Annotated in this window: 13 protein-coding genes and 1 other annotated feature; of the genes, 2 read left to right on the top strand and 11 right to left on the bottom strand. The window is 42.7% G+C overall.

All coding sequences use genetic code 11. The features are described from left to right. Positions 1-15: 15 nt before the first annotated feature. Positions 16-2,658 carry a valine--tRNA ligase gene (locus tag MHI60_RS13790; protein WP_144484808.1) on the bottom strand — a complete coding sequence of 881 codons (2,643 nt, stop codon included), beginning with the start codon at positions 2,656-2,658 and terminating at the stop codon, positions 16-18. A 58-nt stretch (positions 2,659-2,716) separates the two neighbouring features. After that, positions 2,717-2,946, bottom strand: a binding site (T-box leader). Between the two features lie 168 nt (positions 2,947-3,114). On the opposite strand from MHI60_RS13790, the gene MHI60_RS13785 reads away from it, so the two are divergent. Beyond that, positions 3,115-3,303 (top strand): hypothetical protein, encoded by a 189-nt coding sequence (locus MHI60_RS13785; protein ID WP_003216497.1) that lies wholly within the window; start codon positions 3,115-3,117, stop codon positions 3,301-3,303. A gap of 51 nt (positions 3,304-3,354) precedes the next feature. Here MHI60_RS13785 and ysxE read toward each other — a convergent pair whose 3' ends face one another. From ysxE to hemA, 8 genes are all read right to left on the bottom strand, one after another. After that, positions 3,355-4,386: a spore coat protein YsxE gene (ysxE, locus tag MHI60_RS13780; RefSeq protein ID WP_095409209.1), complete on the bottom strand. Its 1,032-nt coding sequence runs from the start codon at positions 4,384-4,386 to the stop codon at positions 3,355-3,357. 37 nt (positions 4,387-4,423) lie between these two features. Further along, positions 4,424-5,722: a LysM peptidoglycan-binding domain-containing protein gene (locus tag MHI60_RS13775; RefSeq protein WP_144471286.1), complete on the bottom strand. Its 1,299-nt coding sequence runs from the start codon at positions 5,720-5,722 to the stop codon at positions 4,424-4,426. Positions 5,723-5,857: 135 nt separating this feature from the next. After that, positions 5,858-7,150, bottom strand: coding sequence for a glutamate-1-semialdehyde 2,1-aminomutase (gene hemL / locus MHI60_RS13770; protein WP_048239021.1), 1,293 nt, complete (start codon positions 7,148-7,150; stop codon positions 5,858-5,860). Between the two features lie 27 nt (positions 7,151-7,177). Then, the gene (gene hemB, locus MHI60_RS13765; protein WP_029706177.1) at positions 7,178-8,146 is read right to left on the bottom strand and encodes a porphobilinogen synthase; all 969 of its coding nucleotides are present in this window, start codon (positions 8,144-8,146) and stop codon (positions 7,178-7,180) included. Further along, on the bottom strand, positions 8,146-8,937 hold the full coding sequence (locus MHI60_RS13760) for a uroporphyrinogen-III synthase (RefSeq protein WP_144484810.1): 792 nt from the start codon (positions 8,935-8,937) through the stop codon (positions 8,146-8,148). The genes hemB and MHI60_RS13760 overlap by 1 nt, the downstream gene beginning before the upstream one ends. Then, positions 8,934-9,866 carry a hydroxymethylbilane synthase gene (hemC, locus tag MHI60_RS13755; RefSeq protein ID WP_024423173.1) on the bottom strand — a complete coding sequence of 311 codons (933 nt, stop codon included), beginning with the start codon at positions 9,864-9,866 and terminating at the stop codon, positions 8,934-8,936. The genes MHI60_RS13760 and hemC overlap by 4 nt, the downstream gene beginning before the upstream one ends. A 37-nt stretch (positions 9,867-9,903) precedes the next feature. Then, on the bottom strand, positions 9,904-10,734 hold the full coding sequence (locus MHI60_RS13750; protein WP_025092450.1) for a cytochrome c biogenesis protein: 831 nt from the start codon (positions 10,732-10,734) through the stop codon (positions 9,904-9,906). 7 nt (positions 10,735-10,741) lie between these two features. Continuing rightward, complete coding sequence (gene hemA / locus MHI60_RS13745; protein ID WP_024427831.1) at positions 10,742-12,109, bottom strand: glutamyl-tRNA reductase; 1,368 nt, start codon at positions 12,107-12,109, stop codon at positions 10,742-10,744. Positions 12,110-12,351: 242 nt separating this feature from the next. On the opposite strand from hemA, the gene MHI60_RS13740 reads away from it, so the two are divergent. Further along, positions 12,352-12,837, top strand: coding sequence for a hypothetical protein (locus MHI60_RS13740; RefSeq protein ID WP_034279808.1), 486 nt, complete (start codon positions 12,352-12,354; stop codon positions 12,835-12,837). A 210-nt stretch (positions 12,838-13,047) separates the two neighbouring features. On the opposite strand, the gene yihA is transcribed toward MHI60_RS13740, so the two are convergent. Both yihA and lon read right to left on the bottom strand, forming a co-directional pair. Continuing rightward, positions 13,048-13,635: a ribosome biogenesis GTP-binding protein YihA/YsxC gene (gene yihA, locus MHI60_RS13735; protein WP_056768031.1), complete on the bottom strand. Its 588-nt coding sequence runs from the start codon at positions 13,633-13,635 to the stop codon at positions 13,048-13,050. Further along, entirely contained in the window at positions 13,632-15,956 is a 2,325-nt protein-coding gene (gene lon, locus MHI60_RS13730; RefSeq protein ID WP_056768035.1) for an endopeptidase La, read from the bottom strand. Before lon ends, yihA begins: the two co-directional genes overlap by 4 nt. Between the last annotated feature and the right edge of the window lie 21 nt (positions 15,957-15,977).

Genomic DNA, 15,977 nt, shown 5'->3' with positions numbered 1-15,977 from the left:
GCCGTCTTTTTAACCTTATGCTTTCAGCTCTTCAATACGCTTTTGAACAGCTTCGCGTTTTGCGACATAATCACGTTCTTTCGCACGCTCTTCTTCTACGACACTTTCAGGCGCTTTTTTCATAAAGCCTTCATTGCCAAGCTTTTTCTGTACTCGTTCCACTTCTTTTGTCAGCTTATCAAGCTCTTTTTGCAGACGAGCAATTTCTTCGTCTAAGTTGATTAAGCCTTCAAGCGGCAGAATGAGTTCTGCTCCAGAAATGACAGCCGTCATCGCTTTATCACTAGCTGGGACATCTGTGCCAATTTCAAGAACACTTGGGTTCGTGAAGCGCTCTATATATGAACGATTTTTCTCTAAACGTTCCTGAACATCAGATGTAGATGCTTTAATGTAAAGCTCAACTTGTTTGCTCATTGGCGTGTTCACTTCACTGCGAATGTTACGAACAGAACGAATGAGTTCAACAAGCAGCTTCATATCAGCAGAAGCTTGTTCGTTGGAAAGCTCCGGCTTCACTTGAGGCCATGCCGCTACAGTAATAGACTCACCTTCATGCGGTAGATGCTGCCAGATTTCTTCTGTTAAGAACGGCATAAACGGATGTAAAAGTCTCATCGTTTGATCTAATACATACGCAAGGATCGAACGAGTCGTTTTCTTTGCTGCTTCATCTTCACCATAAAGCGGAAGTTTCGCCATTTCAATGTACCAATCACAGAAATCATCCCAAATGAAGTTGTATAAATGTCTGCCCACTTCACCGAATTCATACTTGTCAGCAAGCTGTGTGACACTTTCAATTGTTTCATTTAAGCGTGTTAAAATCCATTGATCAGCAACTGATTTTTCTCCTGATAAATCAAGCTCATCATACGTTAAACCATCCATATTCATTAAAGCAAAACGGGATGCGTTCCAAATTTTGTTCGCAAAGTTCCAAGTGGATTCTACCTTTTCAAAGCTAAAACGAAGATCCTGACCTGGTGAGCTTCCAGTAGCTAAGAAATATCTTAATGAATCCGCACCGTACTTGTCGATGACCTCCATTGGATCAATTCCGTTGCCGAGCGACTTACTCATTTTACGTCCTTGTTCGTCGCGGATGAGCCCATGAATGAGGACATCTTTGAACGGTTTTTCTCCTGTGAATTCAAGACCTTGGAAGATCATGCGGGAGACCCAGAAGAAAATGATGTCATAGCCTGTTACAAGCAGATTGGTTGGATAGTAGCGCTTGAAGTCTTCACTGTCTGCATCCGGCCAGCCCATTGTAGAAAACGGCCAAAGCGCTGAACTAAACCATGTATCAAGCACATCGTTATCCTGTTCCCAGTTCTCAATATCTTCTGGTGCTTCAAGTCCAACGTATACTTCTTTCGTTTCTTTATGATACCAAGCCGGAATGCGGTGGCCCCACCATAGCTGACGAGAAATACACCAGTCACGGATATTTTCCATCCAATGTAAATATGTCTTCTCAAATCGATCTGGAACAAATTGAACTTGGTCGTCTCCTTTTTGCAGATGAATGGCTTCGTCTGCCAGCGGCTGCATTTTCACAAACCATTGTGTCGATAAATACGGTTCAACGACAGCTCCACTGCGCTCACTATGACCAACTGAATGCATGTGGTCCTCAATTTTGAACAAAATGCCTTCCTCTTGTAAATCCTTCACAAGCTGTTTGCGGCATTCGAAGCGGTCCATTCCTTTGTATTGCAGGGCATTCGCATTCATTGTGCCATCTTCATTCATGACAAGAATACGCTCTAACCCATGGCGGTTTCCAAGCTCAAAGTCATTCGGGTCATGAGCTGGTGTAATTTTCACAGCACCTGAACCAAACTCCATATCGACATAGTCATCACCGACGATTGGGATTTCACGGCCTGTAATTGGTAAAATCACTGTTTTTCCAATCAAATGCTGATAGCGTTCGTCATCAGGGTGTACGGCTACAGCTGTATCCCCCAGCATAGTTTCAGGTCTTGTTGTCGCAATTTCAATTGAACCTGTTCCATCTGAAAGTGGATATCTCAAGTGATAAAACGCACCTTGAACATCCTTATAAATCACTTCAATATCAGAAAGTGCCGTTTTCGTTGCAGGATCCCAGTTAATGATGTACTCTCCGCGATAAATAAGCCCTTTTTCATATAATTGAACAAACACTTGGCGAACGGCTTTATTCAGACCTTCATCTAAAGTAAAACGTTCACGGGAGTAATCGAGACCAAGGCCCATTTTCGCCCACTGGCTGCGAATAAAATCTGCATATTCTTCTTTCCACTTCCACGTTTCTTCTACAAATTTCTCCCGGCCAAGGTCATACCGGCTGACGCCTTCTTCGCGAAGCTTTGCCTCGACTTTTGCTTGAGTCGCAATACCGGCATGGTCCATACCTGGAAGCCAAAGAACGTCATAGCCCTGCATCCGTTTCATACGTGTCACGATGTCTTGGAGTGTAGAATCCCATGCATGCCCAAGGTGCAGTTTACCTGTCACGTTTGGTGGAGGAATGACGACTGTATATGGATCTTTCGTTTTATCATTTTGTGCTTCGAAGAATTTCCCTTCAAGCCAGTACGTATAGCGGTCTTTTTCAATCGCATTTGGATCGTACTTTGTTGGCATTTCTTGATTATTTGTTCCCATTTGTGTAACCTCCACATTTTTTCGGCTGATGAAACATAAAAAAGCCTTTCCATCCTTATAAAAGGACGAAAAAGCTTTTTCGCGGTACCACCTTTTTTCACGAGACACATACACGTGTCCCATACACTCTAAAGGATAACGGGGTTCTCCCGAATTTCTCTACTTGTTCATTCAAGAAATTAAGCTCACAGGCGACCTTCCAAACAAGTACATCCTAGGAAACCTTTCAGCTCTTGGCTTCCCTCTCTTTAGGGTCTTGCTCGTACTCTTCCTGATCCACGCTTACGATATATCACGTTCATCAGCACATACTCATCTTTTATTAATATTACTAAATGCCTTTTGTTTTCGTCAATCATCTTTTCCGCTTTTCTTCTTCTTTATACAAATTGGGCAGGCACCCTTCGCCCTTTTGCCCATATGATAATAACAAAATGAAGAAGGAGGGCGTTTGATTTGAAGAAGATCAATCCTTACACACTTCCCCCCTGGCTAAGACAAATTCGGGCAGTTGCTTCCCAAGTCGTTCTCCCGATTGCTATATTTCAAGGATTTCGTACGATCATTTTCCCTACGACATTTGACGTCCTCATTCTAGGTATTCTTATTTTTCTCGCCTGTGCCTTTCATCTTGATTGGTTTTAAAAACTCATCATTATGTACCTGCCCATATAAAGCCAACGCAGTATAACCTCGTCATTCCGCCGATGACGAGGCACTTTGTTCTTCTTCAAGCCGTCTAGCCTGCTCAATCTCGTGAATCTTCATGACGGTCGGCTCTGAATTTTTCATCTGCCAATATGCTCTTAACAGCTGCTGACAGCTTTCCATTTCATCCTGCCCGCCAGCTTCATAGGCTTTTATCGTATCAAACAGACCTTGCGGATAAGCAAGGTAGCTCAGAAATAAATGCAATTCTTCCTCCCGAAGAGGGTTTCCTTTTTGGTACGTATAAAACAAGGAAGTACATTCAGGACAAGACGTGGGGTAGGTTTTGAAAGTCCGAAAGTAAAAGGTTAGAAGATCATAAATGGGGGCAGCTTTTTTAGACCGCTCAAAATTGGTGAAATGTCCTGTCCCTACATCATTATACAAAAAGTGATGGATCGATAGCTGCCCATGATTGAGCACAACACGTGTTGTCTCTTTGTCTTTCATTTCTTCATGCCAATCTTCTAAACGTTCAAGCGCAAATTCACTGGCAGACATCGCCTCTGAAAAATACATAGCAGCGGCCAGCTCAAATGGCGACATATACCACGTTTGTTCTGCCCGCTCTATGAATCGTTCATACATGTCTTTCTCTGTTTCCCATTTGGTCTTGATTTGGGTGTAATGCGCTTCGATCTCTTGCTCTGTGATATCCATCATGACTTCAGTCCGCTTATGAAGTCTCGCAATCTCTTGAAATAAATATTCATGCTTATCGTCTTGCTCTTCTCTCTTTTCATTCGTCAGCCACGGCATCAGATAGTATGCATACTGGCTTTCCCGATGACTTGAGAAAAAGGAACCGCTCTTCGTCCGATAAATCGGTACAAAGGAGCGATAGCCCTTTGATTCCAGTTCAAGCATTTGTTCTGTAAATTGTATATGCCGGCTGGCTTTTACTCGCTTTAGAGCAAATACACCCTGCTTTGTATAGACCTTGATGACAGCAGGACTGACAGGTTCAATATATTCAGCCTCAAGCCCGTATTCGTATAAGACAGATTGGATTTCATCCACGTTCACTCACCACATTTTCTCGGTCAGTCATCGTTTGCTATGCATTGCTTTTTTGATATTCAGGAATATAAAGAATCTGCCCTTCCTCAAGCTCCGCATCAATCGATAATGAGTTCGTGCGAAGAAGCTGCTGCACATTCAACTGATATCTCTCACAAATACGATCGACCGTATCTTCTTGCTGTACTATACATATTTTCATGCGAGAAAAATCTTCCTCCTCCTGCTTAGCGAACAGCTTTGTTAAATAAAGAGAGTTCTCACTGCCAGACGTTTCTCTCACGTCTTCTTCAAGCTCCTCTTCTTCTTGAGCTGACTCATATATTTTAGGTGCTTCCCGTTCATATAATCGCCCGAGCTGATATTCGTCATCGTGCGCTTCTTGCTCAGGTTCCACTTGATAAGCAGGTGATTCAAATGCCGGATACGACTGTACCGTTTCTTCCTGCTCTTCGGCAGCATCCGAATCCTTTCTCACTTCCACTTCAAAGAACGTATCTTCCCGCTCTTCTTCTTCTAAAAGCTTAGGCGGTTCAAAAAATGGCGGTTCCTGCACCTGAGCTTCAGGGATGGATCGATAGCCAGACGCCACGGCTTCTTCTTGGTTAATCGGCTGATCCGGCTCTTCATGTTCTTCTAATTCTTCCAGTTCTTCGGGTGCTTCCTCTACTTCCCTCACCAGCTCTATCTCAATTTCTTCTTCCTCTTCTTGTACTGCCTGTTCCTCTTGCTCGGCGCGCGTGTCATGTTGGAATACAGGCTCCGACTCTTCATTCTCACGTTCTTCGCCTTGCAGCTCTTCATATTCTTCTTGTTCCGGCTGCAACTGATAATCGTAGACCATATCGCCATAATCCACTTCAGAACGATGGACAAATTCATACGGCTCCTCTACAGGCGCTGGAGGCGTTTCCTCGTCTAATAAGCCCTCAATGGCTAAATCAGCCTGAATGGTAAGCAAACGATTCTCTGTCAGCTGGTAATCAAACGCATCAATAAACACAAACACATCATTTAAATGACTAATTTTGTTCTTCGGAATGGTGATATCGACTGGAAATTGATGCAGAAGCTCCGCCGTTCCGTCTTCTCTGACCTTTACCTCATCTGCTTCCCTGTATGTTGGAAAGGAACTCAATTCACCCAATAGCTCCTCTTGATTTATGTTGTATTCTCCTGTTAGCTCGAGTGAACCTCTAATAGAAACATAATCATTCACTTCTTGAACGAGAATGTCAGGGTCGAGAGAAATTGACAGCAGCTCACTGACTTCCTGTCCGCTTTTGAAATAAATGGATTCTTCTACCGAAAACTGTAATCGATTGTTTTGAGACAAGTCGGTGTCCTCCTTTCATCTAATCCTTAAAAAATAAAATTAGATGTCAATACAGTTGTATGAGGGAGGAAGTGAAAATATGATTGGTTTTCTCCAATGCAAAAAAGCCGATATGTCTCCATATCGGCTTTTGTTTTATCGACGTAGTTTTTGAAAAACCTTTTCCACTGTCTCAATCGTATATTCGATGTCTTCATCTGTATGAGCTGTTGACAGGAATAGTCCTTCAAATTGAGAAGGCGGGAGGAAGATGCCGTGATCGGCCATTTCTTTGTAAAATTCAGCGAATAAAGCAAGATCAGCTGTTTTCGCTTTGTCATAATTGATCACTTCTTCATTTGTAAAGAAGAATCCGATCATGGAACCCGCACGGTTAAACGTTAATGGAATTCCGTATGCTTTCGCCGCTTTCGAAATGCCTTCTTCTAAACGGTCACCTTTTCGTTTAAACTCTTCATAAGACTCAGGTGTCAGCTGTTTTAGGGTTTCTAAGCCTGCTGTCATCGCAAGAGGGTTACCAGATAACGTTCCCGCTTGATAAATTGGACCACTTGGCGCGATTTGTCTCATAATATCCGCTCTTCCGCCATAAGCACCGACTGGAAGACCGCCTCCAATCACTTTACCAAGGCACGTCAGATCAGGTGTGATGCCAAAATAGCCTTGCGCGCAGTGATAATCCACACGGAAGCCTGTCATGACCTCATCAAAAATGAGTAATGATCCGTATTGCTCCGTGATGTCTCTTAGTCCTTGCAAGAAACCTTCTTGCGGAGGGACAACCCCCATATTTCCTGCAACCGGCTCTACAATGACACCCGCGATATCGTCTCCAAATTCTTGAAAAGCAACTTGAATACTTTCTAAATCATTGTACGGCACTGTGATTGTGTTGCTTGCAGTCCCTTCAGGAACACCAGGACTATCTGGCAGTCCAAGCGTTGCTACTCCAGAACCCGCTTTAATGAGCAAAGAATCGCCGTGGCCATGATAGCAGCCTTCAAATTTCACAATTTTATTTCTGCCTGTAAAACCGCGAGCTAGACGAAGTGCACTCATCGTCGCCTCTGTACCAGAGCTGACCATACGAATGACTTCGATGGAAGGAACCCGTTCTGATACAAGTTTAGCTAATTCATTTTCAACTAACGTAGAAGCACCGAAGCTTGTCCCATGTTCCGCTACTCGCTGAATGCTTTCAACGACACGGTCATTCGTATGTCCTAAAATAAGCGGTCCCCATGATAAGACATAATCGATGTATTCATTTCCATCAATATCATAGATCTTGGAGCCTTTGCCTCGTTCCATAAAAATCGGGTCTGTGTTGACTGATTTAAATGCACGCACAGGGCTGTTGACACCACCAGGCATTAAATGCTGTGCTTCTTCAAATGCTTGCTTTGATTTTTCATAGCTACGTCCCATTTCAACGTCCTCCTGTCTATCCGTTCTTTATTCTGAGAGCCATTTTGCTGCATCTTTTGCATGATACGTGATAATGAGTTCTGCTCCTGCACGTTTCATGCTTGTCAGCATTTCAAGAACAAGCTCTTTTTCAGAAATCCAGCCATTTTGAGCAGCGGCTTTCACCATTGCATACTCTCCGCTCACATTGTAAGCAACAACAGGGAGTGTAAATTCATTTTTCACATCACGCATAATGTCTAAGTAAGAAAGGGATGGTTTGACAATTAAGAAGTCAGCTCCCTCTTCTACATCAGATTGCGCTTCTCTTAGTGCTTCTAAACGGTTTGCAGGGTCCATTTGATATGTTTTACGATCTCCAAACTGCGGTGTACTATGTGCCGCATCACGGAACGGACCGTAAAAAGCACTTGCATATTTCACCGCATATGACATGACAGGTACATGAATAAAGCCTGCTTCATCAAGTGCCTCACGAATGGCAACAACAAATCCGTCCATCATATTTGAAGGCGCGATGATATCTGCACCTGCACGCGCTTGGCTGACAGCAGTTTTCGCTAATAGCTGAAGAGATTCATCATTTAAAATTTCTCCATCTTCAACGATTCCGCAATGTCCGTGATCTGTATATTGGCATAAGCAAGTGTCTGCAATAACCACGAGCTCTGGGAAATGCTTTTTGATTTCTAGCGTTGCTCTTTGAACAATGCCATGATCGTGATACGCCTCACTGCCTACATGATCTTTATGATCTGGCACACCAAATACAATGATTGATTTAATGCCAAGGTCCACAAGCTCTTGGACTTCTTCTTTCACAAGATCTACAGAAATGTGATATACACCCGGCATTGAAGAGACTTCTTTTCGGACATTTTCTCCCTCTACAAAAAAGATCGGGTAAATGAAATCAGATGGTCTTAAAAAGGTTTCTCTGACTAATTCTCTCATTCCTGCGCTTGTCCGCAATCTGCGGTGTCTGTTAAATTTCATCAATGGTTCAACTTCCTTTCAGATAAACGGCACATTAAATCAAGCATTCCGTCTATCGTATAAGTATCTGGGGTTTCAGATGAAATCCCGTATTGAAGCAGTGCCTCTTTTGTCAGAGGACCGATCGTCACAAAACAGGTGTCAGATGCAGCAAGCATCGCTGCGTCTGGTTCCATCACATGCATAAAAGAATGAACAGTGGATGAGCTCGTAAATGTAATAAAATCAAATGATTGCATCGTCATTGCCGATTTAAGAGCAGCAATTCCTTCCTCATCCTTAACTGTTTCATATAAAATCCATTCTTTTACCTCTATGCCGAGCGGAATGAGGGTCTCTTTCACCACATCTCGTGACAGATGCCCTTTTGCTACAAACACACGCTCTCCCGGGCGTACATGGTCAAGTAATGCATCTGCCAGTTCTTCCGCTATAAATCGTTCTGGAACCACATCCACCTTCAAGCCGTGCTGCTCAAGATAGGCAGAGGTTTTCTCTCCTACAGCAGCCACTTTCAAATGGGTTAAGCTCTTATGTAAATGATGGTCTTTTATGTAATTCAGAAAAAAAGACGCACCATTCACACTCGTGAAAACAAGCCAGTGGCTATTTTCTAAGTCCTTTAAAAAGGCCTGCGCTTTTTCTTTTGTGAGCGTAGGCTCAAACCGAATAAGAGAGGTTAAAACCGCATGACCGTTCAGCGCTTCGATCTTTTGCTGAAACACGCCCGCTTGACGTTCATTTCGAGTGACAAGCACCGTCTGTCCGTGAAGCGATTTGCCTATGCTCATTGAGACAGATCCTTTTTCACCTTGTCGATCAAATCCTTTGCTCCCTTATCAGCCATCTGCTTCGCACACGCTGTTCCAATTGCCTCAGGGTCAGTGCCTGTGACGGTTTCTCGAATAATCGTGTGCCCATCAGCAGATGCAACAAGACCTGTTAGTTCAATTTCATTATGCTCATTCATCGTTGCATAGCCAGCGATCGGCACCTGACAACTTCCATCCATTTGTTTGAGGAAAGCTCTTTCTGCAAGAACCGTTTTCTTCGTATATTCATTCGTAAATTGGGCGAGAAGCTTAAGCAGCTCTTCATCATCCCCGCGGCACTCAATCGACAGTGCGCCTTGTCCAACAGCAGGCAGACAAGTCTCAGGAGATAAAAATTCCGACACGACCTCTTTGCTCCAACCCATTCTAGACAGACCGGCAGCCGCTAGAATAATGGCATCATACTCTTCATTTTTCAGCTTTTCCAATCTCGTATCAATGTTTCCTCGAATCCATTTAATCTCAAGATCTGGTCTCTCCTGAAGAAGCTGGGCGCTGCGCCGTAAGCTGCTCGTTCCCACAATTGCGCCCTTAGGCAGTTCGCTGAGACTCAGATGATCCTTCGAAATAAGTGCATCCCGCACATCCTCACGCTCAGGAATACAGCCAATGACTAAACCTTCTGGAAGAGCAGCCGGCATATCCTTCATGCTGTGCACTGCCATATCGATGTCATGATTCAGCATCGCCTGCTCGATCTCTTTAACAAACAGTCCTTTTCCGCCAACCTTAGATAAGGTCACATCTAAAATTTGATCACCCTTTGTCACAATTTCTTTTATTTCAAAAGAATAAGAAGGGTTTAGTTCAGACAGCTTTTGAATGACCCATTTTGTTTGTGTAATTGCCAGCTTACTTCGTCTAGAACCTACTTTAATTGTACGCAATACGTCTTCCTCCCGACAATGCCTTTAAGACTCATCATTATTGAAACCAATGAAAGGTTGATAAGCTACCAAGCAGAAAATAATTAATCATCAGCACAAGAAATGAAGCGACATTCCAAAATGCCACGATTTTGCCCTGCATATTTCTCACCAATCTGATATATAAGTAAAAGCCATATAAAAACAGCATAATAAACGAACCAAGCACCTTTGCATCTGTCCAGTACAACGTATCATACGAAATATATGCCCAAATGATGCCAAGAATTAAACTAAGCAAGAGCATTGGCACACCAATAATGTTTAATACGTACGCCATATGATCGAGCTTTGATAAGTCTTCGATTCTCAGAAGCCATTTTCCCCATTTTTTCTTTTTCAGTAAACGATATTGAAAGAGATAAAGCAGTGAAAACGCAAATGAAAGTGAAAAGGCACCGTAGGATAAAATCGCCATCGTAATATGAATCACGAGCAGTTCACTCGTCAGCTTCCCCGTTAGTTCTGCTGAATGGAGGTCAGATGGTGTAAAGGTATGAATCGCCATCATGGAAAAACCAATCACATTTGTAAAAAAGACAATAAATTCAACACGCAATACCTTTGTGAGCACAAGAGAAAGTGTCACAAGCACCCACGTATAAAAATATAACCCCTCTGCTACATTCAACACAGGGAATCGGTCTGTTTCCATCATAATATAGAACATGTAGACTGTTTGCAGCAGCCAGACAATAGAAAGCAACCAGAAAGCCATTTTTCCAGCCTTCCGGTTGTGTTGAAGAAAATCTATGAAATAGAACAAGACACTTAGTGCATAGATTAAGATCGTCGCTTCATTGAGTCTCGCTACAATGGATTCCATCATCGCTTAATCACTCACTGGCAACTGTAGCAAAGCCTTGTGCCATATTTGGTTTGAACAGCTGAAATGATCCTTGCTCCACCTGCATCGGCTCGACCTTTTGCTCTTCATCTTCAACCTGTAAATCAAAGATTTCTTTAAAGAGTAAAAGCTTTTCCTCTGCATTCGGCTCCGCGGCAATTTCTTTTGCCTTTAAGATAGGATCTTTCAGCATTTGGTTGATGATGCTTTTCGTATGTTTATTTAACAGCTTCATTTCACGGTTTGTGAGGTTTGGAAGCTTCCGCTCAATACTCTGCATCGTATCGGCTTGAATTGTGAGTGCCTTTTCTCTAAGTGCAGAAATGACCGGAACAACACCTAACGTATTCAGCCATTGCTTAAATTCCACAATTTCTGCTTCAATCAGAAGCTCAACCTGCTCAGCCACTGCACGGCGCTCTTTTAAGTTGGCAGCCACGATGCCTTCAAGGTCATCAATGTCATACAAAAAAGCACCTTCTACTTCAGAAATGGCTGGATCTAAATCACGGGGTACAGCAATATCTACCATAAATAGAGGTCTGCCTTTCCGCTTTTTATTCGCACTTTCGACCATTTCTTTTGTAATGACAAATTGTTTCGCACCCGTTGAGCTGATTAAAATGTCCGCTTCAGATAATGTTTTTTCTAATTGGTTTAAGCTCTTAGGCTCTCCTGAAAATCGACCGGCCAATTCCTTTGCCTTCTCAAACGTTCGATTGATAACCGTTACTTGGCCAATTCCTTGACCTTGAAGGTTTTGAGCCGCCAATTCGCCCATTTTGCCCGCACCAAGAATCAGGACATGCTTATCAGAAAGACGTCCAAAGATTTTTTTGGCTAGCTCAACAGCTGCATAGCTGACAGACACGGCATTAGACGCAATATCTGTTTCCGCATGAGAGCGTTTTGCAACGGTGACCGCCTGTTTAAATAAATAATTGAAAACGGTACCAATGGTCTTCTCCTCTTGAGCTACTTTAAAGCTGGAACGTACTTGACCGAGTATTTGCGTTTCACCAATGACCATGGAATCAAGTCCACAAGCCACACGGAATAAATGCTCAACCGCTCCATCGTTTTCATAGAACTTCAAATATGGAGAGACATCTTCCTTTTCTAAACCGAACCAATCGGCTAAAAATCTTTTTATATAAAACCGTCCAGTATGAAGCTGATCTACTACTGCGTAGATCTCTGTTCGATTACATGTTGAGATGACGATATTCTCTAGAATGCTTTTTTCTTCTTTAAGCTTGGACATCGCTGTTCCGAGCTCACTCGGTTCAAAGCTCAGCTGTTCCCGTATCTCAACAGGGGCTGTTTTATAATCTAAACCCACAACAAGAATATGCATAACTTCAGCTTGCACCCCCAACGCCCTGTCTAATTTATAATAATTACAATATAGAATTTATTATTTATAATGATTATAACATATATTCATTTTTAACTGGATAAAAATTGTGAACAGATTTCAAAAATGTTGTGATATAGTAGAAAAATGTTCGACATCAATTATGCCATATCATCACTTCAAGCAATTTACCAGATTTGGCGCGTGCGGACAAATGATCTGCTTAAAAGAAGGTGACATCTTTGAAGAAGAAATCCATTTTGCTGCCGCTCACTTTACTGGCTGTAGCGCTATATGCCATTCTCTCAGGAGGTCAATTTGACATTTGGAAGGATCAAGAGAAATGGTATACACTTGTACTGCTTTTTGGTCTCGCGTTCTTATATCAAGGAAAAAAGGAGCAAGAAAGCGCTCATGTGTTTATCGGTATGCTCATGACAGGCCTTTCGCTACACTTTATTCTTCAGCCAAAATTGGACCACTGGCCAGACACATTTACAATGATTGTGTTCATCGTAGGACTTGCACTCTTTGTGAAATCATCTCAGAAAAAAGAATATCGTATTGAAAGTGTTGTGCTGATCGCACTCGGTCTGTTCCTTTATTTCTTTCAGCAAATTACAAAACAGCTAAGTTCCCTTTCGATCCCTACTTCCGGCTTTGAATTGTACTGGCCTTATGTACTGATTGCTGTCAGTCTCCTCTTATTATTTTTAAAAAGGAAATAACTTATACAATAAAAAAAGCATCTGCTCATCGCAGATGCCTTCAGCGTAAAGACAAACCCTCGCATTCGTTGTCAGTCCTGTGTGCTGGTGCTCACGAATAGCAAATTCGCTCCGCGCCAGTACTCGTCCTTTCTAGACTTCAAGGGTTTTCTTATCACGCTGAAAAGAAGATAAAGATAAAAAAGCATCTGCTCATCGCAGATGCTTTTTTTAGCTGTTTACCTTCGCAAGGATCGCATTCCAGGCTTCATCTTTCCCCTTTTTTGTTTCAGAAGAGAATAAGATGAGTTCATCTGATGGGTCAATGTCGAGCGTCTGTTTGACGACTTTCGCATGTTTTTCCCATTTGCCTTTTGGAATTTTATCCGCTTTTGTTGCGATGACAATCACCGGAACTCCGTAATATTTAAGGAATTCATACATGTTCACATCATCTACTGATGGCTTATGGCGCAGATCCACAATTTGGACGACTGCTTTTAATTCTTCACGCATTGTAATATACGTTTCGATCATTCTACCCCAGGCTTCGCGCTCTGTTTTTGATACTTTGGCAAAGCCGTAGCCCGGAACGTCCACAAAATGGAGCATATCATTAATAATGTAGAAATTAAGCGTCTGGGTCTTACCTGGTTTAGAAGACGTACGCGCTAAATTTTTACGATTAATCAATGAGTTGATGAACGAGGACTTTCCAACATTTGATCGTCCAGCAAGCGCGATTTCAGGCAGTCCGCCGCTCGGGTACTGCTCTGGTTTCACCGCACTAATGACGATATCTGATTTTGTTACTTTCATCTTCCCTCTCCTACCAACGCTTTCTCAAGCACCTCATCTAAATGTGAGACCGGAATAAAGGTTAGTCCTTCTCTCACACTTTCAGGAATATCATCAATATCCTTCTCATTGTCCTTTGGAAGAATAATGGTTTTCAATCCTGCACGATGTGCGCCTAATGCTTTTTCTTTTAGTCCGCCAATCGGAAGCACTCTTCCTCTTAACGTTATCTCTCCTGTCATACCAACCTCTTTTGACACAGGACGTCCTGTGAGTGCTGAAACAAGAGCCGTCGCAATGGTGATACCAGCTGATGGCCCGTCCTTTGGAACCGCACCCTCTGGAACATGGATATGAATATCGTGCTTTTCATTAAAATTAGGATCAATGTTCAGTTCATCTGCTTTGGAACGAATATAACTGAATGCCGCCTGTGCAGATTCTCTCATAACATCACCAAGCTTACCTGTTAACAAGAGCTTGCCTTTACCAGGAGAAAGTGATACCTCAATTGATAAGGTGTCTCCGCCAACGGTCGTATACGCAAGTCCTGTGACAACCCCGACTTGGTCTGTCGTTTCAGCCTGACCATAACGGTAAAGTCTTTTTCCGAGAAATTCAGATAAGTTCTTTTCCGTCACCGTGATGCGTTTGCGGTCTTCAGCCACAATCGCTCTTGCCGCTTTTCGGCAAATGGCCGCAAGCTGACGCTCTAATCCACGAACTCCTGCTTCTCTTGTGTAATAGCGAATCGTATCATAAATCGCTGCTTCACGAAGCTGCAAGTTCCCTTTCTTTAATCCGTGCTCCTTTAGCTGCTTCGGCAGTAGATGATCTTTCACAATCTCTGCTTTTTCAACCTCTGTATACCCTGCAATCGTGATAATCTCCATTCTATCACGAAGTGGACCTGGAATGGTTGCTAAATTGTTGGCAGTGGCAATAAATAACACCTGAGATAAATCAAATGTCTCTTCAATATAGTGATCGCTAAAGTTGTGATTTTGCTCAGGGTCCAGCACTTCAAGCATCGCAGAAGACGGATCACCTCTAAAATCAGAGGACATCTTATCGATTTCATCTAAAAGAAACACCGGATTCATAGTACCTGCCTTACTCATTCCGCGAATGATACGGCCTGGCATCGCCCCTACATACGTTCTTCTATGTCCGCGAATCTCAGATTCATCACGCACCCCGCCAAGTGAGACACGGATAAACTTTCGGTCAAGTGATTTAGCAATCGATTTGGCAAGTGACGTTTTCCCTACCCCAGGAGGTCCTGCTAAGCAAAGAATCGGTCCTTTTAATGAATTGGTCAGCTTCTGTACAGCAAGGTATTCAAGCACACGTTCTTTGACTTTTTCCAGCCCATGATGCTCATCATCTAAAATTTCACTTGCAAGCTTTAAATCTAGACGATCTTCTGTATAGATGCCCCATGGAAGATTGATCAGCCAATCAATATAATTTCGAATGACAGAGCTCTCCGCAGAGCTTGAAGGAATTTTTTCATAACGATTCAATTCTTTTAACGCCGTTTCACGAACAGACTCAGGCATGCTGGACTCTTCGATTTTAGACATTAATGAACTGACTTCGCCTGTTTTTCCTTCCTTGTCTCCAAGCTCTTTTTGAATGGCTTTCATTTGTTCACGCAAATAATATTCTTTTTGCGTTCGTTCCATTGAACGTTTGACGCGCTGGCCAATTTTCTTTTCAATTTCCAGCACTTCTTTTTCATTGTGAATTAAGCTGATGACACGATTCAGACGTTTTTTGACATCCACTGTTTCCAGCACTTCTTGTTTGTCCTTTAATTTGAGCGGCAGGTGAGAAGCGACGATATCTGCCATTCTCCCTGGTTCCTCAATATCCGTCACCGTTGCATATGTTTCAGCTGATATTTTTTTTGAAATTTTTATGTACTGATCAAAGTGATCTAACAAAGTGCGCATGAGTGCTTCTGCTTCTGCGTCCTTTAATTCTTCTTCTGTCAATTCTTTAATATCGACGGACGTATAGTCCTCAAGCTCCACGTATGATTCGATCTGCGCTCGATTTAAACCTTCAACGAGTACACGAATCGTTCCATTCGGCAGCTTCAGCATTTGTTTAATTTTTGTGTAGGTGCCGACTTTGAAAATTTCCTCTTCACCTGGTTCATCTATTGAAATTTCCCGCTGTGTTGCTAGAAAAATCATATGATCGTTCATCATCGCCTGTTCTAATGCTTGAACAGACTTCTCGCGTCCAACGTCCAAATGCAAGACCATTGTTGGATAAACAAGCAAGCCTCGCAATGGAAGGAGCGGAACATTCTTTTTGATTTCATCTGCCATGTTGATTGACACCTCCGTCAC

The sequence above is a fragment of the Bacillus sp. FSL K6-3200 genome, from assembly GCF_038630485.1.
In the GTDB taxonomy this organism is placed as follows: Bacteria; Bacillota; Bacilli; order Bacillales; family Bacillaceae; genus Bacillus; species Bacillus safensis.
The sequence above is the reverse complement of the archived record's forward strand: the minus strand, read 5'-3'. Positions and strand labels throughout refer to the sequence as shown.